Below are 20,516 nucleotides of genomic sequence, written 5' to 3' on the forward strand. Positions count from 1 at the left end.
GTGGGCTTGGTTCTGGAACCAAGCCCACGGGCCACACCCACGTTCTCAAGCAAAAATAAGGTCACTCCACCTAGTCAGCCAGCCACGACCGCAGCGCGCGGAGGCATTCACGGATGGCGTCGGCGTCGACGTGTTCGTTGTCTTTGTGCGCCAGAAGCGGATCGCCCGGCCCGAAGTTGACCGCGGGAACACCCAGCCCGCTGAAGCGCGCGACGTCGGTCCAACCGTATTTGGGTTTGGGTTCAGCACCGACGGCGGCAACGAACGACGCCGCAGCCGGGTGATTGAGGCCTGGCCGCGCTCCAGCGGCAGCATCGGTGCGGACGACGTCGAAGCCGTCCAACAGTTCGCGGACATGGGCTTCGGCCTGGTCCGGGGTCTTGTCCGGCGCGAAGCGGTAGTTGATCTCCACGACGCAGCGGTCCGGGATCACGTTGCCCGCGGTGCCGCCGTTGATCTTCACGGCATTGAGGCTTTCCCGGTAATCCAGCCCGTCCACGTTGACTGTGCGCGGTTCGTAGGCTGCCAAGCGACCCAGGATGGGTGCGGCTGCGTGAATGGCGTTGCTGCCCATCCATGCCCGGGCGGAGTGCGCCGCTTCACCGGTGGTTGTGGCCTCGAAGCGGCTGGTGCCGTTGCACCCGCCTTCCACCGTACCGTCGGTGGGTTCGAGCAGGATCGCGAAGTCCCCCTCCAGGAGATGGCCATGGTTCCGGACCAATCGGCCGAGGCCGCTCTTGACCGCTTCAACTTCCTCATGGTCGTAGAAGACGAAGGTGACGTCTTTGCCCGGCTCGGCGCCGCCGTCGAACATTGTCGCGGCGAGCGCAAGCTGAACCGCGACCCCACCCTTCATGTCCGTGGCTCCGCGTCCATAGAGGTTTCCCGTCCCGGGGACGCCGGACTCCCATGTGGACGGCACGGTGCCGAGTGAACCTTCCACAGTGGGCAACGGCACGGTGTCGAGGTGGCCGGCCAGGATCACCCGCTCAGGGCGTCCGAGCTCGGTCCGGGCAATGATGGCGTCGCCGTCCCGCACAAGCTGCAGGCCCGGGATGGTGCGAAGGGCGGATTCAACGGCGTCTGCAAGCGCGGCTTCGTTGCCGGACACGCTGTTGATGTCCATCAGCGCGGCGGTCAGCAGCGCAACGTCTTGCCTGATGTCAAGAAGGATTGGGGTAGTTTCAACGGTCACCTCTCCACTGTATCCGAGCCAATTGCGACCCCTTCGGTCCACACACGGTTTCAAGGGAAGCAGTGGCTCTCGATAGACTTGCGCCATGACTGAAACCGCTGCCTCTGCCGCTCTCGATAGCGCTTCTGACAACGATCGCTCCGCCCATGGCTTTGGCCTGGCCACCATCGCCACCTCCGACGCCGGCGAAGCGACAGTGCTGGACGTATGGTTTCCGGCACCGGCGCTGGGCGAAGCTGCCGCATCCCTGCGGACGGTGGAGCACGCCGACGGGTCGCTGACCGCTCTCGCGGCTGAAAGCCACGACCCCGACCGCCGGACCGAACAGAAGGTGGTCTTTGCCCAGATCAACCTGGACGAGGCCCCCGCGGACACGGTGGACGCCTACCTGCGCCTGCATTTGCTTTCGCACCGGCTGGTCAAGCCCAACAGCATCAACCTTGACGGCATCTTCGGCAAGCTCCCCAACGTTGTGTGGACGAACTTCGGCCCCGCCGCAGTGGACGGCTTCGAACTGACCCGTGCACGCCTGCGCAAGCGCGGCGCCGTCACGGTCTACGGAGTAGACAAGTTCCCGCGCATGGTGGACTACGTCGTCCCCACCGGCGTCAGGATCGCCGACGCCGACCGGGTCCGCTTGGGCGCCTACCTCTCCGAAGGCACCACGGTCATGCACGAGGGCTTCGTGAACTTCAACGCCGGCACGCTCGGCACGTCCATGGTGGAAGGCCGCATCTCGGCGGGCGTCGTTGCCGGTGACGGCACCGACGTCGGTGGCGGCGCGTCCATCATGGGCACCCTCTCCGGTGGCGGCAAGGAAAAGATCGCCCTGGGTGAGCGCGTGCTCCTGGGCGCCAACTCCGGCGTCGGCATTAGCATCGGCGACGACTCCGTGGTTGAAGCAGGCCTCTATGTCACGGCTGGAACCCGCGTGCGCATCCCGGGCCCGAAGGACGACAACGGTGAGGACACCAGCAGCATCATCAAGGCTGTTGAACTCTCCGGCGTGCCGAACCTGCTGTTCCGCCGCAACTCCACCACTGGTGAAGTCGAGGTCCTCCCCCGCAAGGGCCAGACGGTGGAACTCAACGAAGCCCTCCACGCCAACTAGCTGATACCTGGATGCGCCGTCTCCGACGCACCATCATCTTGTTGCTGGCGCTTGCCTTGGTGGCCGGCGCAATCTACGCCGTGGTGACCGTACTGCAGCGCTCCGAAACCTTGGTTACGGAGCGCTGCGTCGCCGTCGTCGGCTCCGACTCCTACGAGCTGGCGACGGACCAGGCCACGAACGCCGCCCTCATCACCGCCATTGCGGTACAGCGGGGGCTGCCTCCGCGCGCAGCCACGATCGCTGTGGCCACCGCCATGCAGGAATCCAAGCTTCGCAATATCGGCCACGGTGACGAAGTCGGCCCCGATTCGAGGGGATTGTTCCAGCAGCGCCCCTCCCAGGGCTGGGGCACCGAAGCCGAGGTCATGGATCCCGTCTACGCGACAAACGCTTTCTATGACCACCTGGTGAAAATACCCGGCTACGAAACCATGGCGATCACTGATGCCGCGCAAGCGGTCCAGCATTCCGCATACCCGCAGGCATACGCGCAGCAGGAACCCATGGGCCGGGCGTATGCCTCGGCGCTGACGGGACATTCCGAACGGGCTCTCGACTGCACGCTCCGGGCCGCGGACACTGCCGGTGACCCGAACGCCGTTGTAGCGGCCATGACGACGGCGTTCGGGTCCCTGCCGGCCGCGGCGCAGGGACGCGCGGTCCAGTTGAACGCGACGGGTGCGCAGGCGTGGGCTGTAGCCCAGTGGGCCGTGGCGAATGCCCAGGACCTCTCCGTGACGCAGGTCGACGTGGCCGGCGCCACCTGGAACCGGCAGGACCACAAGGGCTGGCAGGATTCAGCGGCGGCATCGGGAACCGTGACCATTACTGTTTCGGCTCCGAAGACGTAGTCCCTGGCTGGGGTTCAGACCGCGCGCCTCAGCCTGCGGGCCGCATACCGCGTGCGTCAGACCAGTAGTTCAACCACCGGCTGGACGTAGCTGCGGAAGACGTCGGGCTCGGACAGGAGCTGGTGGCTCATGATCATCTTGTCCGGTTCCAAGTACCAGGCCCTTGGCTCGCTGAGCGGTAGCTCGATGATCGTCAGCTCGAAGTCTCTGGAGCTCCGTCCGACTTCCAGCAGGCGGTCCTCCACCATGTCTCCGAGAAGTAGCATGGCGCCGCTGGCTACGCGCTCCGCTTCGAGCTTTTCGTAATCTTCAACGCGTTCACGCGCCCAACTCAGGGCGGCACCGAAATGGGCCTGCATCACCCGCCGTAGGGCAGGCGAGTTCCCGAACGCATTGAAGCCAGGCGGCGACAACTCGGGCGCGGCTTCCGGATATGCCCTCAGCAACTGCTCCCACCAGGCTTCCCACTCCGTCTTGAGCGCATTCACGCCACCCACCTCGGCAGTGAGATGCGTGTGGTCGGCATGCCTGACTTTGGGTGTGGCGTGGGACAGGGCTGGCGTTCCGGCTCCGTCCAGTCCAGCAACGTCTCTCAGATACAAGGCAATGAGCATCGGCCCGGAGGTGTCCATTGTGATCCGCCACCCCTGACCGCCTGTGTCATGCATCCGATTGCCTCCCTTGGCAGGTGCCCACTCAGAGTTCCAGTCTATTCCCGATGAGCCTTGACGTTAACGGTTGGACGGGAGCGCAACAAGAGTATCCAGATGCGCGGTCAGAACGTCACGGCAAACCTCCGCCGTCATCCACTCGGGCTGCAGGAGGGCATGCATGCACAGCCCGTCGAGGGTCGCCAGGAGGCGCTCGGCTTCGGTCACCAGACGCTCCTGGCCGGATCCGCCGTCGGGGATCAGCCGCATCACCAGGCGGCCGACGACGGCGGCCACGGCTCGGTGGCTGCGCGCGGCTTCGTGTTCGAGTACCGGCCGGATCCGGGCCGCGTGCCGGAATGCCATCCACACGCAGGCGTCGACGGCCAGTTCCTCGTCGAGCGGCAGGAATTGGCCCAGCAGGGTTAACACGGCGGCATCGTGTTCCGCGGAGCCCGGAGCCAAGGATTCGACGACGGCGAACGCTTCCTCAAGCCGCCCGGCGATCCTGTCGATGACCACCGCAAAGGAATGAACCAGCAGTTCGTCGCTGCTGGCAAAGTAGTGGCGGACCGAGCCAACGGCGAGAGCGGCTTCGTCGGCCACCTCCCGCAAGGAGGCGCGTTCCAGGCCATCCGAGGCGATGATCCTGAAGACGGCTTCGACTACTTCCTGGCGCCGGGCTTCGGCATCAACAATCTTGGGCACAAGTCTTTTTAGCACAAACGTGCTTGAACCGTCCCGTCCGGCGCACGGGACCACGTGACTGTGGCGTACGCAACACTGAGCGGGCAGGGACCAAGTTCGGATAGCGTTGCTTGCATGAGAATTCTTGTCACGGGTGGCACCGGCTACATCGGATCGCACACCGTCCTGTCCCTGTTGGAAACCGGACACGAAGTGGTCGTGGTGGACAACCTCGTGAATTCAAGCGAAGAATCCCTGCGCCGCGTTGGTGAATTGGCGGGAAAGACCGCAGAGTTCCATCAGGTGGACCTGGTGGACGAGGCCGCGCTTGAGGCCGTGTTCGACCAGCACAGCATCGACGCCGTCATCCATTTCGCCGGGCTCAAGGCGGTTGGGGAATCCGTCGAGGAACCCCTGAACTACTACTACAACAACATCGTGGGCACGTTGAACCTGCTGCGGGCCATGGACAAGCACGGAGTCCGCTCGATCGTTTTCAGTTCCTCCGCAACGGTATACGGCGAGCACAATCCCATCCCGTACATCGAGAAGATGGAGATCGGGGCGAACAACCCCTACGGCCGCACCAAGGAGCAGATCGAGGACATCCTCACGGACCTGGGAGCCGCCGACGAGCGCTGGCACATCGCCTTGTTGCGCTACTTCAACCCGGTGGGCGCACACCCCTCCGGCAGGATCGGCGAGGACCCGCAGGGTATCCCCAACAACCTGGTTCCGTACATCGCCCAGGTTGCCGTCGGCCGCCGCGAAAAGCTCATGGTCTTCGGTGGAGACTACGACACCCCGGACGGCACCTGCCTGCGGGACTACATCCACGTCGTCGACCTCGCCGATGGCCACGTCGCCGCCCTGGACTATGTTGCCGAGCGCCCCGGCGTGCACCGCTGGAACCTTGGCTCCGGAAAGGGCACGTCCGTGCTGGAGATGCTCCACGCCTTCGAACAAGCCGTGGGCCACCCCCTGCCGTACGAGATCACGGGACGCCGCGCCGGAGACCTGCCCGCGTTCTGGGCGGATGCCTCCTCCGCCCTCGCTGACCTGAGCTGGTCCACCACGAAGACCGTGGACCAGATGTGTGAAGACCACTGGCGCTGGCAGAAGAACAACCCGCTCGGCTACAGCTCTTAAAAGCAACGCGGGGTCACTTACGGCCCATGATGTCCCTTGGGACGGACCGTAAGTGACCCCGCGTTGGCAGGTTAGACCGCCGGGTAGTCGCGCTCCGGCTCTCCTGTGTAAAGCTGCCGCGGACGGCCGATCTTCGTCTGGGGATCGTTGATCATTTCGCGCCATTGGGCGATCCAGCCGGGGAGTCGGCCGATCGCGAACAGCACGGTGAACATCTTCTCCGGGAAGCCCATGGCCTTGTAGATCAGACCGGTGTAGAAGTCGACGTTCGGGTAGAGCTTGCGCTGGATGAAGTAGTCATCGGCCAGGGCCTTCTCTTCGAGGCGCATCGCGATGTCCAGGAGCTCGTCGTTGCCGCCGAGCTTGCCCAGGATCTCGTGTGCCGTCGCCTTGATGATCTTCGCGCGGGGGTCGTAGTTCTTGTAGACCCGGTGTCCGAAGCCCATGAGGCGGACGCCGTCCTCCTTGTTCTTGACCTTCTCCATGTATTCCTCGGGCTTGATGCCGTCGGCCTGGATCTGGCGCAGCATCTTCAGCACCGCTTCGTTGGCCCCACCGTGGGCGGGACCGAAGAGGGCGTTGATGCCTGCGGAAACGGAAGCGAAGAGGTTCGCGTTCGAGGAGCCCACAAGGCGGACGGTCGACGTCGAACAGTTCTGCTCGTGGTCCGCGTGCAGGATGAGCAGCAGGTCCAGCGCCTTGACGACGACGGGGTCCAGCTCGTACTGCTCTGCCGGCAGGCCGAAGCTCAGGCGCAGGAAGTTCTCCACGAGGTTCATGGAGTTGTCCGGGTACAGCATGGGCTGGCCGATGGACTTCTTGTGGGCGTAGGCCGCGATGACCGGGAGCTTCGCCATGAGGCGGATAGTGGAAACTTCCACGTGCTCCGGGTTGAAGGGGTCCAAGGAGTCCTGGTAGAACGTGGAGAGCGCGGAGACAGCCGAGGAAAGCACCGGCATCGGGTGCGCGTCGCGCGGGAAACCGCCGAAGAAGCCCTTGAGCTCTTCGTGGAGCAACGTGTGGTGGCGGATCCGCTGGTCAAACGCGTCCAGCTCGGTGGGCGTGGGAAGGTTGCCGTAGATCAGCAGGTAGGAAACTTCCAGGAAGCTTGAGTGCTGGGCAAGCTGCTCGATCGGGTAGCCGCGGTACCGCAGGATACCGGCGTCGCCATCGATGTAAGTGATCGCCGATGTGGTGGCGGCGGTGTTCATGAAGCCGGGGTCATAGGCGACGGCGCCCGTCTGCTTCAGCAGCTTGGAAACGTCGTATCCTTCGTTCCCTTCTACAACCTTTATCCGCGGGAGCTCGAGCTCTCCGCCGGCATGGCGCAGGGTAGCACTGGTGGTCTCAGTCATGGAGTCCCCTTCATGAGGCTCTTGGCCTCGGTCGAAAGCTTGATCCAACCAACATCTGGTGACTCCAGCCAGGAGTCTGCAGGTGCAGACACCATTGGCCGAACTGCCTTCGTGGAGAAAGCCACCATTGATAGTCAGTTAAAAGCTACCGCCAGTAAGCGGGACAAACTAATCCACAAGCTACGGTTACTGGCGGAATGACGCACCCTGTGCGGCAAGTCACAGGATTGTTACCGAGCGGTGTTCAAGCGTTCCACGGCCGCATCGATGCGTTCGTCCGTGCCCGTGAGCGCCACCCGGATAAAACCATTGCCGGCGTCTCCATAGAACACTCCGGGCCCGACGACGATCCCCAGGTCAGCGAAACGCTGGACCGTGTCCCACGTCGCCTCCCCTGCGGTGGACCATAAGTACAGGCCTGCTTTGGACTCCTGGATCTCCAGGCCGAAGTTTTGCAGTGCCGGCAGGAGTCGCTCACGGCGGCCGCGGTAGAGATCCTTCTGGGCGAGCACATGGCCGGCATCGCCCAGCGCGACCCGCATGGCTTCCTGGACCGGGTAAGGCACGATCATGCCTGCGTGCTTGCGGCTGTTGACCAGATTCGCCACGATCGACGGGTCGCCGGCAACGAAAGCAGCACGGTAGCCGGCCAGGTTCGACTGCTTGCTGAGGGAGTAGACGCACAACAGGCCATCCGTGGACCCTCCCGTGACACGCGGGTCAAGGACGCTCGGCACTGCCTCGCCGCCACGCTGGGCATCCCATTCGCCCCAGCCGAGCTCGGCATAGCATTCGTCCGACGCCACGACCGCGCCGGTTTCACGCGCCTGGGCCACGATCTGCCTGAGGGATTCGACGTCACGGACGCTGCCCGTGGGATTGCCCGGGGAATTGATCCAGATGAGCCGGACCCTGGAGTGGGTGGCCGAATCCAATTCGTCCAGGTTGTCCGCGGCGACAGCAGTGGCTCCTGCGAGCATGGCGCCGATGTCGTAGGTCGGGTATGCCACGGTGGGGCGGACTACGACGTCGCCTGCGCTGAGTCCCAGCAGGAACGGCAGCCAGGCCACCAATTCCTTGGAGCCGACGGTCGGCAGGACGTCCCTCGGGTCGATCCCCGGCACACCGCGGCGGCTAGCGAACCAGTTGGATACGGCCTCGCGAAGACCTTCCGTGCCGTGGACCGTCGGGTAACCATGGGCGTCAGCTGCCCGGGCGAGCGCCTCGCGGATCAGCTGCGGCGTAGGATCCACGGGGGTTCCGATGGAGAGATTGACTGCCCCGCCCGGGTGTTCTGAAGCCTTGGCCACGTACGGCGCCATCGCTTCCCAAGGGTAGTCGGGCAGGTTGAGGCCGAAAGCAGGAGCCGCAGAAATCAAAGGAAGCAACCGTTCTTAGTGGTCTTGGTTCTGTGGAGGCAGCGCGGCGATGAAGGGGTGGTCCTTGCCGGTGTTGCCGATCTTGGCAGCTCCGCCAGGGGAACCAAGGTCATCGAAGAACTCGACGTTGGCCTTGTAGTAGTCGGCCCATTCTTCCGGGGTGTCGTCCTCGTAGTAGATCGCTTCCACCGGGCACACGGGTTCGCAAGCCCCGCAGTCCACGCACTCATCCGGGTGGATATAGAGGGAACGCTCGCCTTCGTAGATGCAGTCAACAGGGCATTCTTCAATACACGCCTTGTCCTTGACGTCCACACACGGCTGCGCGATTACGTAGGTCACGTCCCTTGCCTCTCCACAGTTGTCCCGGACAAATTCCGGGTTGTACCACCGACCCTATGGCCGGTACATCGAATTCTGAGCCTATTATCCCCCAGCCGGAACTCAGCCACCTAGCCGGGCGTCATACTATGAACTGGTGAATCTGCCCCGGCCCCAGGATTTCCTGCTCAATACCGTACCCGGAACACGGGTAGTTGTCCGATACCGCCTGGACGACGGCTTCATCGATGCCCTCGGCTACCTGCTCTCCGTCAGCGACGGTGCGTGCACCATCCGCACCCGACAGTCCGACGTCGAGATCCCGCTGTCCCTTGTAGTGGCGGCAAAGGAGGTCCCCCCTCCGCCCCCACGCCGGGGTACTCGCGCAACCCGCGAGTAACCCCGCGCTCCCCTGCCTGCGCCCCCACTGGACATGCCCCCTGCCCACTCGAACCACAGGACATGCCCCCTGCCCACTCGAACCAATGGACATAATGCCAATATGCCCATTTCTGGTTCTCAGGGCAGAGCATGTCCCTCGGCGGCGCAGGCCCGTGAGAGGGGCATGTCCGTTCCAGATGAGCAGCGATGGGCATGTCCCTTCGGACACGAGCGGACTGTTGGCCTACGCGGAGGTCACGCGGCTCGGTCGAGAGACCTCAGAGTGTCCCGGACCATCGCCACAAATTCCCGGGGCCTGTTCTTCACCATCGAATAGCTCACAACCAAGGTGGGGACACCCAACCTGGTGGTGACATTCCACCGACGGCGGTCCTTTTCGAAGCTCGGCTTGTCCATGTGGAAACCTGCTCCGTCGGTTTCAATCCCCAGTCTTCCGTCCACCATCAGGTCCAGATGCCCCTTGCCCGGTATGTTCACTTGTGATTCAACGTGGAAGCCTGCTTCGCGCAGGAGGTACCGGGCGATGCACTCAATGATCGACTGTGACTGGGGAACGATCCGTGACACGAGCCTCCGCTCCCGTGCGTCGTTCCGCCCGCTCAGGCTCATCCTGATGGCCGTGAGCGGTAACCTGCCAAGGGCCACGGCAGATTCAGCGATGACCAAGCCATCCAGATCCGGCAGGCAACGCAGGGACTGAATGACTGAATCCATCAAGGTGGGCGGGGCTGCGGATCTGTGGCTGACAAAACCCTCGTACTTTCGGCTGTGAGGGACCGCTGCGTGGGGAAATTGAGGGGCGTCCATGACCCACAACCCGGACAGCTCGGCCGCGGAGAATCCGACCGCTCGCCAACGCCGACTTCAACTGGAAATGCGACACCCCAGCCGCAGCGAGATGCTTGGCCCGCGCCACGCCGTCGTACGCTGAAATGACGTCACTGATGTTCACCATGCGCCCCATCGTTCCGGCGAAAGCGGGAGGTGCGGAAGGGCAAACATTCGCTATGTGGAAAACATCCGGTCCACCCTTGCGGTCGAACATTGGACATGCGCCCCCAGCACCGCAGAGCATGCGCCACGTTGGGACCAAGGAATGAGCATGTTGCCATTATGTCCAGTGCTTCGGGCCAAGGCGGGGCATGTCCAGGGAGGGTCAGGCGCCGTGCACCTCGTCCGGTAGCCTGCGCATTCCCCACAGCGGGGAGAAGAGCACAGGCGCAACAAAAACAATGCTTCCGCCCAAGCCGATCCAGAGTGTCGGGACGAGGCCAAAGTTCTCGGCTAGGAGGCCCGAGGCAAGGGCTGCGATCGGCATGACTCCCCACACCACGAAGCGAATGGACGCATTCATGCGCCCCAGGAGCCGGGGCGGACACACGCGCTGCCTCATGCTCAACTGCATGATGTTGTACACCAGTACTCCGAAAGCGAACCCGAACTCGGAGACGATGAGCATCACGAGGGACATCCATCGTTCCGGGGCGAGCACGCACAACGGAACCAGGAGGAGGAAAAGCGAGCTGATCATCGACGCCACGGGAATGACAGTCCCCTCGCCGATCCAGGCCGCGAACCTGGGCGCGGCAATCGCCCCGATCAGTCCGCCGACCGCACCGACCGCCATGATGAGGCCCATGCCCTCTGGACCGAGTTGCAATTCACGAAGCACCAACACCGGCATCAGAGTAAAGGCAAGCGTGGTGAAGAAGTTGACCCCGCCCGTGCACGCCACAATCCTGCTGATCAACGGATGCCTGACCACGAAGACCAGGCCCTCCTTGATTTCGCTTGCAAGCGGCTGCCGATCCTTCGCGGGCACGGGCCGTTCCGCATCGCGTGTCCTGAGCAGGAAAAGGGCCGACAGCAGATACCCGATCGCTTCCCCGACGAAAAGCACCGGGGCCGACACAACAGTGAGCAACCCACCGCCCGCGGCAGGACCCCCGATCCGCGCGATCTGGGAGGTGGCTTCCAACTTGGAGTTGGCCTGCGGCACTTTCGGCGCATCCACGAGAACAGGCACGTAGCTCTGGTAGGAAACGTCGAAGAAGACCGTTGCGGCCCCGACGACGGCGGACACGGCGTACAGGTGCCAGATCTGCAGGATGCCGGACCACCAGAGGATTGGTACGGTAGCCATCGCCGCGGTCCGGACCAGGTCCGCCACAATCATAGTGCGGCGCTTGAGCCAGCGGTCAACCCACGCTCCCGCCGGCAGACCGATCAGCAGGAAAGCAGCAAGGCCTGCGGCATTGAGTGCCCCGACTTCGAACTCGCTGGCGCCCAGCAAAGTTACCGCGAGGACGGGAAACGCCAATTGCCCCAGCTGCGCCCCGAGCTGGCTGACGGCTTGGCCCGACCAAAAGGTGATGAAGTTCCGGTCCCGCCACAGCGAGGCCGATTGCTGGGCTGGCTCAGTCTGCTGGGCATTGTCTGTGGTCCCGGCATTCACCCGCCCAGTTTCCTTCAGTGATTGGTATATGTCAATCACTCAGGGATGGCTACACTGGCCACCATGACGGAACACGAGCGGGAGGACAGTGACCTGGTTGCCAAGGGCCGCGCCTTGAGCTCACCCCTGCGCCTGAGGATTCTCCGGCTCTGCCTGCACCACGCGCGCACCAACAAAGAGATTGCCGGGCTGTTGGGCATCAACCCGGCGTCGAGCCTGCACCATGTGAGGACCCTGGTGCGCACCGGTTTTCTCGTGCCGCAGGAAGGCCGGAAGGGGAAAAGGGGCGCCAAGGAGGTGCCATATATCGCCACCCGCACCTCGTGGAGCACTCCCGTGGACGATATTTCCCCGGTCCTGATCGAAACATTCGTCCAGGAAACCCGCGGGCTCGCGCCCGAGGACATCGACGTCTGGCGGCTTGGCGTGAAGTTCAATGCTGCACGGCAGCAGGAGATGATGGGCAAGCTGCGGGCGGTCATCGAGGAATACATGCGCCTTCCGGCAGACGACGACGGCGAGGCCACCTCGCTCTTGATCGCCCACCACCGGGACCCGAGCGCAGACTAGCTAGCCGCGCGGTGGACGCCCGTAGCGCCGGCACCACAAGAGCATCACGAAGGTAATGCCCGCACTCCCGTAGACCCAGACATTTCCAGGCACATCCGCGACGATCAGCTGCTTGCCCGTTCCGCCCGTCGAGAGCAGGCCTATGGTGGCGTAACAAACAATGCCCAATACCGCCGTCGGGATCAAAGACCGCGACCACGCACCCAGCAGAAGCTGGAGCGATGCGAGCAGGAGCAATGCCGCTGCGGTGCCCCAATAGACGTCGACGCCGGCAATGAGGAGCACCTGCCGGTGCAGTGCGGTGCCCGCAAGGGCAGCAAAAAGAGCCACCGGAACAGCAACGGCAATGCCGCGTGCTGTTCCGGTGGCTCCCTTATTCAATGCGTTGTCCGTTCAGCGCGTCAGTACGCGATCAGCGCAGGATCAGACTTTGGCGCGTGCGCGGGTAGCCTTGGCGCGCTCGTTGGCGTCCAGGATCAGCTTGCGGATACGGATGGACTCCGGGGTCACCTCAACGCACTCGTCTTCACGGGCGAATTCGAGGGACTCTTCGAGGGTCAGGTCGCGCGGCGGCGTCAAGTTCTCGAAGGTGTCGGAGGAAGCGGCACGCATGTTGGTGAGCTTCTTTTCCTTCGTGATGTTGACGTCCATGTCGTCGGCGCGCGAGTTCTCGCCGACGATCATGCCTTCGTAGACCTCGGACGTGGGCTTCACGAAGAAGGAGCCGCGTTCCTGCAGGTTGATCATGGCGAAGGGGGTGACGACGCCGGCGCGGTCGGCAACCATCGAACCGTTGGTGCGGTATTCGATGGGGCCGGCCCACGGCTCGTAGCCTTCGGAGATCGAAGAGGCGATGCCGGCGCCACGGGTGTCCGTGAGGAACTTGGTGCGGAAGCCGATGAGGCCACGTGCCGGAACGATGAATTCCATGCGGCACCAGCCCGTACCGTGGTTGGCCATGTTGGTCATGCGGCCCTTGCGGGCGGCCATGAGCTGCGTGACCGCGCCGAGGTACTCTTCAGGCACGTCGATGGTCATGTGTTCCATCGGCTCGTGGATCTTGCCGTCGATGGTCCGGGTGACAACCTGCGGCTTGCCGACCGTCAGTTCGAAGCCTTCGCGTCGCATCTGCTCCACGAGGATGGCCAGTGCGAGCTCGCCACGGCCCTGGACTTCCCAGGCATCCGGACGCTCGGTGGGCAGAACCTTGATGGAGACGTTACCGATCAGTTCCTTGTCCAGGCGATCCTTCACCTGGCGGGCCGTGACCTTGGCGCCCTTGACCTTGCCGGCCAGCGGGGAGGTGTTGATACCGATGGTCATGGAGATCGCGGGGTCATCCACCGTGATGAGGGGCAGCGGCTGCGGGTTCTCGGCGTCGGTCAGGGTCTCACCAATGGTGATTTCCTCGATGCCGGCAACAGCAACGATCTCGCCCGGGCCGGCCGAGTCGGTCGGAACTCGGTCGAGGGCCTTGGTGGCGAGGAGCTCGGTGATCTTCACGTTCTTCAGTTCGCCGTTGGCGCGCGCCCAAGCGACGGTCTGGCCCTTGCGGAGGGTGCCGTTGTAGATGCGCAGGAGGGCGAGGCGGCCGAGGAACGGGGAAGCGTCCAGGTTGGTGACGTGCGCCTGCAGGACACCGTTCGGGTTGTAGGTCGGCGCAGGGATGTGCTCGATGATCGTCTTGAAGAGAGGTTCGAGATCTTCGTTGTCCGGTGCCGAGCCATCAGCCGGCTGGTCCAGGGACGCACGCCCGACCTTGGCTGCGGCGTAGACCACGGGAACTTCCAGGATCTTGTCCAGGTCCAGGTCCGGAACTTCGTCCGCGAGGTCGGAGGCCAGGCCAAGGAGCAGGTCCATGGACTCGTGGACAACCTCTTCGATGCGGGCGTCGGGGCGGTCGGTCTTGTTGACCAGCAGGATGACGGGCAGGTGTGCGGCAAGGGCCTTGCGGAGCACGAAGCGGGTCTGCGGCAGCGGACCTTCGGAAGCGTCGACGAGGAGGACCACGCCGTCAACCATGGACAGGCCTCGCTCCACCTCGCCACCGAAGTCGGCGTGGCCGGGGGTGTCGATCACGTTGATGGTGATGGTTTCGCCGTTGGACGACGGGCCGTTGTAGGCAACCGTGGTGTTCTTGGCGAGGATGGTGATGCCCTTTTCGCGCTCCAGGTCACCGGAGTCCATGACGCGGTCTTCCAGGTGGTTGTGCTCGGCGAAGGAGTTGGTCTGCTTGAGCATGGCGTCGACCAGGGTGGTCTTGCCGTGGTCAACGTGGGCCACAATCGCGACGTTGCGCAGATCACTGCGCGATGCAGTGGCCGCGGCGGTGTTGGTGGTGGTTTCAGACATGCGTAATGGCTCGATTCAGTGGTGAAGTCAGCTGTTGTATCGCGACATTTCCAACCGGAACGCACGACGGATTAGCCCCTTTGACACAGGGCACCTTCCTAGAGTCTAAGCGCTGTGGTATTTATTGGCCTAAAAATCACCCTCCAGGCCGCCGAATTGTGCCCTTCATCACAATCGGCAGCGAACTCCGGGACGAGCCGGGAACAGCAAAAGAGCCGGGACCACTTCCCCCCACGGAAGTGGTACCGGCTCTTCTGCCCGCCAAGCTGGCACTCAGCGGACGGGCGTCAAGCCCGTCAAGCCACCACAGGCGGCAGCATGAGGCTGGCACCCGGGATCGCGTGAAGCAGGGCCTTGGTGTAGTCCTGCTGCGGCGAATCGAACACGTCATCAGTGCTGCCCGTTTCCACGAGCTTGCCCTTCTGCATGACGCAAACGTGGTCGGCGATCTGCCGTACGACGGCGAGGTCGTGCGTGATGAACAAGTACGTCAGTCCAAGATTGGACTGGAGGTCGGCCAGGAGGTTCAGTACCTGGGCCTGCACCAAAACGTCCAGGGCGGAAACCGCCTCGTCGCAGATGATCACTTCGGGGTCGAGGGCCAGGGCCCGCGCGATCGCGACGCGCTGCCTTTGCCCGCCGGAGAGCTCGTTCGGGTACCGCTGCATGGTGGACTGCGGCAGCGCCACCTGGTCCAGGAGTTCCCGGACCTTCTTCTCGCGGCTGGCCTTGTCACCGATCTTGTGGGTCCGGAGCGGTTCCTCGATGGTCCTGAAGATGTTGTACATCGGGTCGAGTGAACCGTACGGGTCCTGGAAAATCGGCTGGACGCGGCGCCGGAATTTGAAGATCTCCCGGCTGTTCAGGGTCGAGGTGTCCACACCGTCGAACACGATCCGTCCCGACGTCGGCGCGAGCAGGTTGAGGACCATCTGGGCCACTGTTGACTTGCCGGAACCCGACTCCCCCACGATCGCCGTCGTCGTCCCGCGTTTGACGTTGAACGAGACGTTGTCCACCGCTTTGAAGTCCGTTGCCTTGCCTATTCCGGAGCGCAGCTTGAAGACCTTGCTGAGGCTCTCGACCTTCAGAACGTCCTCCGCCAATGCCTTTTCGACCACAGCTTCGGTGGGCGCCAGGAGTTCTTCCGTCTGGATTCCTTCGGCCTTGGCGGCCTGGATCCTCCGGGAAGCGAGGGATGGCGCCGAGGCGACCAACCGCTGGGTGTACGGGTGTTGCGGGTTACGGAGCAATTCGAGCGAAGGGCCGGCCTCCACCACGTTGCCGCGGTACATGACCACCACTTTGTCCGCACGCTCGGCAGCCAGGCCAAGATCGTGGGTGATGAGCAAGACCGCCGTGCCGAGCTCCGCCGTCATGGTTTCGAGGTGGTCCAGGATCTGCCGCTGCACCGTGACGTCCAGGGCCGACGTCGGCTCGTCGGCGATCAGGAGCCGCGGCTGGCAAGACAGGCCGATGGCGATCAGGGCCCGCTGGCGCATGCCGCCGGAGAATTCGTGCGGGTACTGCTTGGCACGGCGTGCGGAGTCCGGCAGGCCGGCTTCCCCGAGGACGCGGGCGACGTCGTCAGGACCGCTGGGCTTGCCGTTGGCGCGCAGTGTCTCGCGGACCTGGTAGCCGATCTTCCAGACCGGGTTGAGGTTGGACATCGGATCCTGCGGAACCATGCCGATCGTGTTGCCGCGCAGCTCGATCATGCGCCGTTCCGGAGCATGCGAGATGTCCTCGCCGTCGAGCAGGATCTGGCCGCCGGAGACCCTGCCGTTCTCCGGGAGGAGACCAATCGCGGCAAGCGCCGTCGTCGACTTGCCCGAACCGGACTCGCCCACAATGGCGACAGTCTCACCGGGCATGATGGTCAGGTGGGCGTTCTTGACGGCCTGGAATTCGCCGCTCGCAGTCTGGAAGGAGATGGCGAGATCGCGGATTTCCAGGAGCGGACGCTCTTCGGATCCGGCTTCGTCGATGGTGATGTTGGACGTTGTCATGATTGCCTCCTTCATCGCTTGCGGCTCTTGGGATCAAGGGCGTCACGCAGCGCGTCGCCAAGCATGATGAAGCTCAGGACCGTGATGGACAGTGCTGTTGCGGGGAACATCAGCACCTCGGGGTTGGTGCGCAACGTGTCTTTCGCCGCGGAAATGTCGTTACCCCAGGACATGATGCTGCCGGGCAGCCCGATGCCAAGGAAGGAAAGCGTTGCTTCCGTCACGATAAAGACGCCAAGCTCCATGGTGGCCAGGACGATGATCGGCGCGAGCGCGTTCGGAACGACGTGCCGGACCAGCGTGCCGATCTTGGAGACACCGAGCGAGCGTGCGGCGGTGACGAAATCCGCGTTGCGGACCTCGATCACGGCACCGCGGGTGATGCGGGCCATTTGCGGCCAGCCGAGCATCACGATGACCATGACCACCGTGAACACGCTCTTGTTCTCGCGGAAGAAGGGGAGCTGGGTGACAACCAGCGCACCGAGGACCAAGGGCAACGCGAAGAAGATGTCGCCGATGCGGGCAATGATGGTGTCAACCCAGCCGCCGAAGAAGCCTGCCAGCGCACCGAGGGTGACCCCGATGATCAGGACGAAGATGACGGAGACGACGCCGACAGTCAAAGATGCCTGCGTGCCGTGGATGACGCGGGAGTAGATGTCACAGCCCTGGAAGGTGAATCCCAGGGGGTGGCCGGCCGAGGGGCCCGCGAGGGAGTCGCCCAGTTGGCAGTTGTCGTTCGGTGCTGTCTGTGTGAACAGGCCAGGGAAGAACGCGACCACGAGGAGCAGCAGAATCATGAGCGCCGAGATGATGAAGAGCGGCCGACGGCGGAGCTTCCGCCAAGCATCCGCCCACAGGCTCAGGGGTGCTGCGTCGACCTTGAGGGTATCGGTCGCCAGCAGCGGTGTCTCGTCGATGGGGGCAACAAAGTGCTCGATCTGACGGTTACTTTTCATAACGGATCTACTTTTCATAGCGAATCCTGGGGTCAAGCCAGGCGTAAAGGAGGTCCACCAAAAGGTTGGCGGCAACGAAGACCAGTACCAGCACGCTCACAATGGCGACGACGGTGGGGCCTTCGCTGCGGATCACGGCTTGGTAGAGCTTCTGGCCGACGCCGGGCACGTTGAAAATGCCTTCGGTGACGATCGCGCCGCCCATCAAGCCACCCAGGTTCGCGCCCAGGTAGGTGACCACGGGAATCATGGAGTTTCGCAGGATGTGGGCCAGCACCACGCGGGGGCGGGAGAGGCCTTTCGCGGTTGCGGTCCGGACGTAGTCGGCGTTCATGTTTTCAATGACCGAGGCGCGGGTCAGGCGCAGCACGTAGGCAAAGGACACGAGGCCAAGGACCGTGGCCGGAAGGATCAGGGTGCCCCAATCCGCGTTGGATCCAACGGTCGGCTTCGCCCAGCCGAGCTGTACGCCAACGACGAGCTGAAGGACGAAGCCCAGGACGAACGTCGGGACGGCAATGACCACGAGGGAGGCGACCAGCACGGTGGAGTCGAAGATCTTCCCCTTGCGCAGGCCGGCAATCAGGCCGAAGGCCACACCGAAGACAGCCTGGATGGCCAGGGCCTCGACGGCGAGCATGGCGGTGACCGGGAAAACCCGGCCAAGGGTGGCTGCGATTGGCTGGCCGGTGAAGTCCACCCCGAGGTTGAACGTGAAGAGGTTCTTGAGGAACAGGCCGTACTGGACCCAGAACGGCTGGTCGAGGTTGTATTGCTGGCGCAGCGCCGCAATGACGGACTCGCTGGGCGGTCGGTCGCCGAACAGGGCGCGGATGGGGTCGCCCGGGAGGGCAAAGACCATGAAGTACACGAGCAGGGTGGTTCCCAGGAACACGGGAATGACCTGCAGCAAACGCCGGAGGATGTACTGGGTCACAGCAACGGTTCCTTAGCGCTCATGAAAATGTGGGGATTCATTAGGGACAGCTTTCGTGCCGAATCAAGGCATGGGGGCCCGGTTTTTGGCCGGACCCCCATACGCTAACGAGCTTGGAACAAGTCCAGTAGGACTACTTTGCGGTGATGTTGTAGTACAGCAGGACGCCGTTCCAGCCGGAGTCAACGTTGCTAACGTTCTGGCTCCATACAGCCTGGCGTGCCTGGTACCACAGGGGCAGGTTCGGAAGGTCCTTGAAGAGGATTTCCTGCGCCTGGGTGAACTTCTTGTTGGCGTCGTCCGTGGACTTGGAAGCCAAGCCCTCGGTCAGCAGCTTGTCGAACTCAGGGTTGCTGTAACCCTCGTAGTTGGCGCTGGCTCCGGTCTTCAGCAGCGGGCCGAGGAAGTTGAACAGCGACGGGTAGTCTGCCTGCCAACCGGCGCGGGTGAAGCCCGGAAGGGTCTTGGCCGTGCGGAGGTTCAGGATCTCGGCGAACTTGGCGAACGGCTGGCCTTCTGCCTTGATGCCGAGGTTGTTCTTCAGATTGTTGGCAACGGCGTCAATCCATTCCTTGTTGCCACCATCGGTGTTGTACGCGAGCTGAAGAACCTTGTCGGCGGGCCACGGGCTCATGGCGTTTGCCTTGGTCCAGAGGTCCTTGGCCTTCGCGGCGTCGAACTTCAGAACGTCCGAGCCGGTCACGTTGGCGTTGTAGCCATCGATGGACGGGGACGTGAAGTCCTTCGCAGGAATGCGCGTGCCGTTGAAGACAACCTTGGTGATCTCATCGCGGTTGATCGCCATGGAGATGGCCTGGCGGCGCAGCTGGCCGGCGGGTCCCTGGAACTCAGGCAGGTAGTTCGGGATGTTCAGGGTTGCGTTGCCGGCGTAAGCCTTGTTGAGGCTGTGGTCCGGGAAGTCCGTGGTGTAGGTCTTCAGCGCGTTCGTCGGCAGGACGTCGGTAACGTCAAGGTTGTTGGCCTGGACGTCCGTGTAAGCCGGAGCCGGGTCGGTGTAGAACTTGAAGGTCACGCCGCCGTTCTTGGCCATACGCGTGCCCTGGTAGTCCGGGTTCTTGACGAGGGCGATCTGGCTGTCGTGCTGCCAGGCACCCTTGGCGGCCATCTTGTACGGGCCGTTGCCGATCGGGTTTTCGCCGAAGGCCTTCGGGTCCTTGAGGGCGTCGGCCGGAAGCGGCATGAAGGCGGAGTAGCCGAGGCGCTGCGGCCAGTCGGCCTCCGGCTGGGCCAGCTTGACCGTGATGGTCGAGTCGTCCTTCAGCACCAGGCCGGACATGGTCTGGGCGGTCGGGGCGGGAGTCGACGTTGACTTTCCGTCCGCGCCCTTGGTCTTCGTAACGGCGCTGACTGCGTCGTAGCCTTCGATGGATTCGAAGAAGCTGCTGCTGGACTGGGCGTTCGTGCTCAGTGCGGCGAAGTTCCAAGCATCAACGAAGCTCTTGGCGGTGACTGCCTCGCCGTTGGTGAACTTGGCGCCCTTCTTGACCTTGATGGTGTAGTTCTGGCCGTCGCTCGTGTCAATGGATTCCGCGAGTGCGTTCACGGATTTGCCATTGGCGTCGTAGCTGGTCAAGCCTTCGAACAGGAGGTCGACAACGCGGCCACCGTACACCTCGTTGGTGTTGGAAGGGATCAGGGGGTGCTGGGGTTCATTGCTGTATGCGGTGATGATTTTGTTCGGATCGCCGGCAGCGGTCGGGCCACTGCTTCCGGAGCCAGAGCTGCCGCATCCGGTGAGGGCAAGTGCGGCGACTGCCAGCAAGCCAAGAGCTTTGGAAGTGCGCGAAAAACGCATTCCGCCTCCTATGGATTCAGGGGGATGGGTCGGGGCAACTCTTAGCTGCCCCCGGGGCCGGACACAGAATTATCCTGTGACGCGGCCTACATGGATGTGTAATCCTAACCACACCTTGTCCGAAATATGGAATCCCATTGGCATGAACAGCGAAGTGTGCACTTGACAGTTTCAGTAATGAAGCAGTCATTTCAAGTAAATGAAGCAGTCATTTCACGCAATGGGCGTTCCCTTGCTACACTCGACATACCTGTCCCCTATCTTTCCCCGGAATGTAGGGATATTTCTGGCACCCCAAAGGGGTACAACAGA

General features: G+C 63.3%; 20 protein-coding genes. 6 read left to right on the top strand and 14 right to left on the bottom strand.

Annotation, left to right across the window (positions count from 1 at the left end):
- Positions 1 to 70: 70 nt before the first annotated feature.
- Complete coding sequence (gene dapE / locus AB4074_RS13805; protein ID WP_441413888.1) at positions 71 to 1,195, bottom strand: succinyl-diaminopimelate desuccinylase; 1,125 nt, start codon at positions 1,193 to 1,195, stop codon at positions 71 to 73.
- Positions 1,196 to 1,280: 85 nt separating this feature from the next.
- On the opposite strand from dapE, the gene dapD reads away from it, so the two are divergent.
- A complete protein-coding gene (gene dapD / locus AB4074_RS13810) occupies positions 1,281 to 2,306 on the top strand; it encodes a 2,3,4,5-tetrahydropyridine-2,6-dicarboxylate N-succinyltransferase (RefSeq protein WP_441413889.1) in 1,026 nt (341 codons plus the stop codon).
- Positions 2,307 to 2,317: 11 nt separating this feature from the next.
- Entirely contained in the window at positions 2,318 to 3,160 is an 843-nt protein-coding gene (locus tag AB4074_RS13815) for a hypothetical protein (protein ID WP_441413890.1), read from the top strand.
- A gap of 56 nt (positions 3,161 to 3,216) precedes the next feature.
- Here AB4074_RS13815 and AB4074_RS13820 read toward each other — a convergent pair whose 3' ends face one another.
- Together AB4074_RS13820 and AB4074_RS13825 are read right to left on the bottom strand one after the other, a co-directional pair.
- Positions 3,217 to 3,828: a hypothetical protein gene (locus AB4074_RS13820; RefSeq protein ID WP_441413891.1), complete on the bottom strand. Its 612-nt coding sequence runs from the start codon at positions 3,826 to 3,828 to the stop codon at positions 3,217 to 3,219.
- 63 nt (positions 3,829 to 3,891) lie between these two features.
- Complete coding sequence (locus AB4074_RS13825) at positions 3,892 to 4,518, bottom strand: TetR/AcrR family transcriptional regulator (protein ID WP_441413892.1); 627 nt, start codon at positions 4,516 to 4,518, stop codon at positions 3,892 to 3,894.
- A gap of 114 nt (positions 4,519 to 4,632) precedes the next feature.
- Between AB4074_RS13825 and galE the strand changes: the two genes are divergently transcribed.
- Complete coding sequence (galE, locus tag AB4074_RS13830) at positions 4,633 to 5,646, top strand: UDP-glucose 4-epimerase GalE (RefSeq protein ID WP_441413893.1); 1,014 nt, start codon at positions 4,633 to 4,635, stop codon at positions 5,644 to 5,646.
- Between the two features lie 71 nt (positions 5,647 to 5,717).
- Here galE and AB4074_RS13835 read toward each other — a convergent pair whose 3' ends face one another.
- The 3 genes from AB4074_RS13835 to fdxA form a co-directional block, all read right to left on the bottom strand.
- On the bottom strand, positions 5,718 to 7,001 hold the full coding sequence (locus AB4074_RS13835; protein ID WP_059387479.1) for a citrate synthase: 1,284 nt from the start codon (positions 6,999 to 7,001) through the stop codon (positions 5,718 to 5,720).
- A 230-nt stretch (positions 7,002 to 7,231) separates the two neighbouring features.
- On the bottom strand, positions 7,232 to 8,380 hold the full coding sequence (gene dapC, locus AB4074_RS13840; protein ID WP_441413955.1) for a succinyldiaminopimelate transaminase: 1,149 nt from the start codon (positions 8,378 to 8,380) through the stop codon (positions 7,232 to 7,234).
- A 15-nt stretch (positions 8,381 to 8,395) separates the two neighbouring features.
- Positions 8,396 to 8,722 (bottom strand): ferredoxin, encoded by a 327-nt coding sequence (gene fdxA, locus AB4074_RS13845; RefSeq protein ID WP_018776555.1) that lies wholly within the window; start codon positions 8,720 to 8,722, stop codon positions 8,396 to 8,398.
- A gap of 136 nt (positions 8,723 to 8,858) precedes the next feature.
- On the opposite strand from fdxA, the gene AB4074_RS13850 reads away from it, so the two are divergent.
- Complete coding sequence (locus AB4074_RS13850) at positions 8,859 to 9,101, top strand: putative acetyltransferase (protein WP_441413894.1); 243 nt, start codon at positions 8,859 to 8,861, stop codon at positions 9,099 to 9,101.
- Between the two features lie 236 nt (positions 9,102 to 9,337).
- Here AB4074_RS13850 and AB4074_RS13855 read toward each other — a convergent pair whose 3' ends face one another.
- Positions 9,338 to 9,817 carry an endonuclease domain-containing protein gene (locus tag AB4074_RS13855; RefSeq protein WP_441413895.1) on the bottom strand — a complete coding sequence of 160 codons (480 nt, stop codon included), beginning with the start codon at positions 9,815 to 9,817 and terminating at the stop codon, positions 9,338 to 9,340.
- A 91-nt stretch (positions 9,818 to 9,908) separates the two neighbouring features.
- Here AB4074_RS13855 and AB4074_RS13860 point away from each other — a divergent pair, with 91 nt between their 5' ends.
- Positions 9,909 to 10,034, top strand: coding sequence for a hypothetical protein (locus AB4074_RS13860; protein ID WP_441413896.1), 126 nt, complete (start codon positions 9,909 to 9,911; stop codon positions 10,032 to 10,034).
- A 225-nt stretch (positions 10,035 to 10,259) separates the two neighbouring features.
- On the opposite strand, the gene AB4074_RS13865 is transcribed toward AB4074_RS13860, so the two are convergent.
- Positions 10,260 to 11,597, bottom strand: a complete 1,338-nt coding sequence (locus tag AB4074_RS13865) for an MFS transporter (RefSeq protein WP_441413897.1) — start codon at positions 11,595 to 11,597, stop codon at positions 10,260 to 10,262.
- Between the two features lie 24 nt (positions 11,598 to 11,621).
- Between AB4074_RS13865 and AB4074_RS13870 the strand changes: the two genes are divergently transcribed.
- A complete protein-coding gene (locus tag AB4074_RS13870) occupies positions 11,622 to 12,128 on the top strand; it encodes an ArsR family transcriptional regulator (RefSeq protein WP_441413898.1) in 507 nt (168 codons plus the stop codon).
- On the opposite strand, the gene AB4074_RS13875 is transcribed toward AB4074_RS13870, so the two are convergent.
- From AB4074_RS13875 to AB4074_RS13900, 6 genes are all read right to left on the bottom strand, one after another.
- Positions 12,129 to 12,509, bottom strand: a complete 381-nt coding sequence (locus AB4074_RS13875; RefSeq protein ID WP_441413899.1) for a hypothetical protein — start codon at positions 12,507 to 12,509, stop codon at positions 12,129 to 12,131.
- 42 nt (positions 12,510 to 12,551) lie between these two features.
- Positions 12,552 to 14,480 (bottom strand): translational GTPase TypA, encoded by a 1,929-nt coding sequence (typA, locus tag AB4074_RS13880; protein WP_284980702.1) that lies wholly within the window; start codon positions 14,478 to 14,480, stop codon positions 12,552 to 12,554.
- Between the two features lie 296 nt (positions 14,481 to 14,776).
- Positions 14,777 to 16,489 carry an ABC transporter ATP-binding protein gene (locus AB4074_RS13885; RefSeq protein WP_441413900.1) on the bottom strand — a complete coding sequence of 571 codons (1,713 nt, stop codon included), beginning with the start codon at positions 16,487 to 16,489 and terminating at the stop codon, positions 14,777 to 14,779.
- A gap of 11 nt (positions 16,490 to 16,500) precedes the next feature.
- Positions 16,501 to 17,451 carry an ABC transporter permease gene (locus AB4074_RS13890; RefSeq protein WP_236812066.1) on the bottom strand — a complete coding sequence of 317 codons (951 nt, stop codon included), beginning with the start codon at positions 17,449 to 17,451 and terminating at the stop codon, positions 16,501 to 16,503.
- Between the two features lie 7 nt (positions 17,452 to 17,458).
- On the bottom strand, positions 17,459 to 18,388 hold the full coding sequence (locus AB4074_RS13895; RefSeq protein ID WP_059387472.1) for an ABC transporter permease: 930 nt from the start codon (positions 18,386 to 18,388) through the stop codon (positions 17,459 to 17,461).
- A 133-nt stretch (positions 18,389 to 18,521) separates the two neighbouring features.
- Positions 18,522 to 20,204, bottom strand: coding sequence for a peptide ABC transporter substrate-binding protein (locus AB4074_RS13900; RefSeq protein ID WP_345449146.1), 1,683 nt, complete (start codon positions 20,202 to 20,204; stop codon positions 18,522 to 18,524).
- Between the last annotated feature and the right edge of the window lie 312 nt (positions 20,205 to 20,516).

This window comes from Arthrobacter sp. 2MCAF14, assembly GCF_052115645.1.
In the GTDB taxonomy this organism is placed as follows: domain Bacteria; phylum Actinomycetota; class Actinomycetes; order Actinomycetales; family Micrococcaceae; genus Arthrobacter.

Excerpts from the sequence above, each read along its gene's own strand:
- typA (WP_284980702.1), bottom strand. The coding sequence starts at position 14,480 with ATGTCTGAAACCACCACCAACACCGCCGCGGCCACTGCATCGCGCAGT.
- AB4074_RS13885 (WP_441413900.1), bottom strand. The coding sequence starts at position 16,489 with ATGACAACGTCCAACATCACCATCGACGAAGCCGGATCCGAAGAGCGT.
- AB4074_RS13870 (WP_441413898.1), top strand. The coding sequence starts at position 11,622 with ATGACGGAACACGAGCGGGAGGACAGTGACCTGGTTGCCAAGGGCCGC.
- AB4074_RS13855 (WP_441413895.1), bottom strand. The coding sequence starts at position 9,817 with ATGGATTCAGTCATTCAGTCCCTGCGTTGCCTGCCGGATCTGGATGGC.
- AB4074_RS13835 (WP_059387479.1), bottom strand. The coding sequence starts at position 7,001 with ATGACTGAGACCACCAGTGCTACCCTGCGCCATGCCGGCGGAGAGCTC.
- AB4074_RS13890 (WP_236812066.1), bottom strand. The coding sequence starts at position 17,451 with ATGAAAAGTAACCGTCAGATCGAGCACTTTGTTGCCCCCATCGACGAG.
- AB4074_RS13815 (WP_441413890.1), top strand. The coding sequence starts at position 2,318 with ATGCGCCGTCTCCGACGCACCATCATCTTGTTGCTGGCGCTTGCCTTG.
- galE (WP_441413893.1), top strand. The coding sequence starts at position 4,633 with ATGAGAATTCTTGTCACGGGTGGCACCGGCTACATCGGATCGCACACC.
- AB4074_RS13900 (WP_345449146.1), bottom strand. The coding sequence starts at position 20,204 with ATGCGTTTTTCGCGCACTTCCAAAGCTCTTGGCTTGCTGGCAGTCGCC.
- dapD (WP_441413889.1), top strand. The coding sequence starts at position 1,281 with ATGACTGAAACCGCTGCCTCTGCCGCTCTCGATAGCGCTTCTGACAAC.
- AB4074_RS13860 (WP_441413896.1), top strand. The coding sequence starts at position 9,909 with ATGACCCACAACCCGGACAGCTCGGCCGCGGAGAATCCGACCGCTCGC.
- AB4074_RS13820 (WP_441413891.1), bottom strand. The coding sequence starts at position 3,828 with ATGCATGACACAGGCGGTCAGGGGTGGCGGATCACAATGGACACCTCC.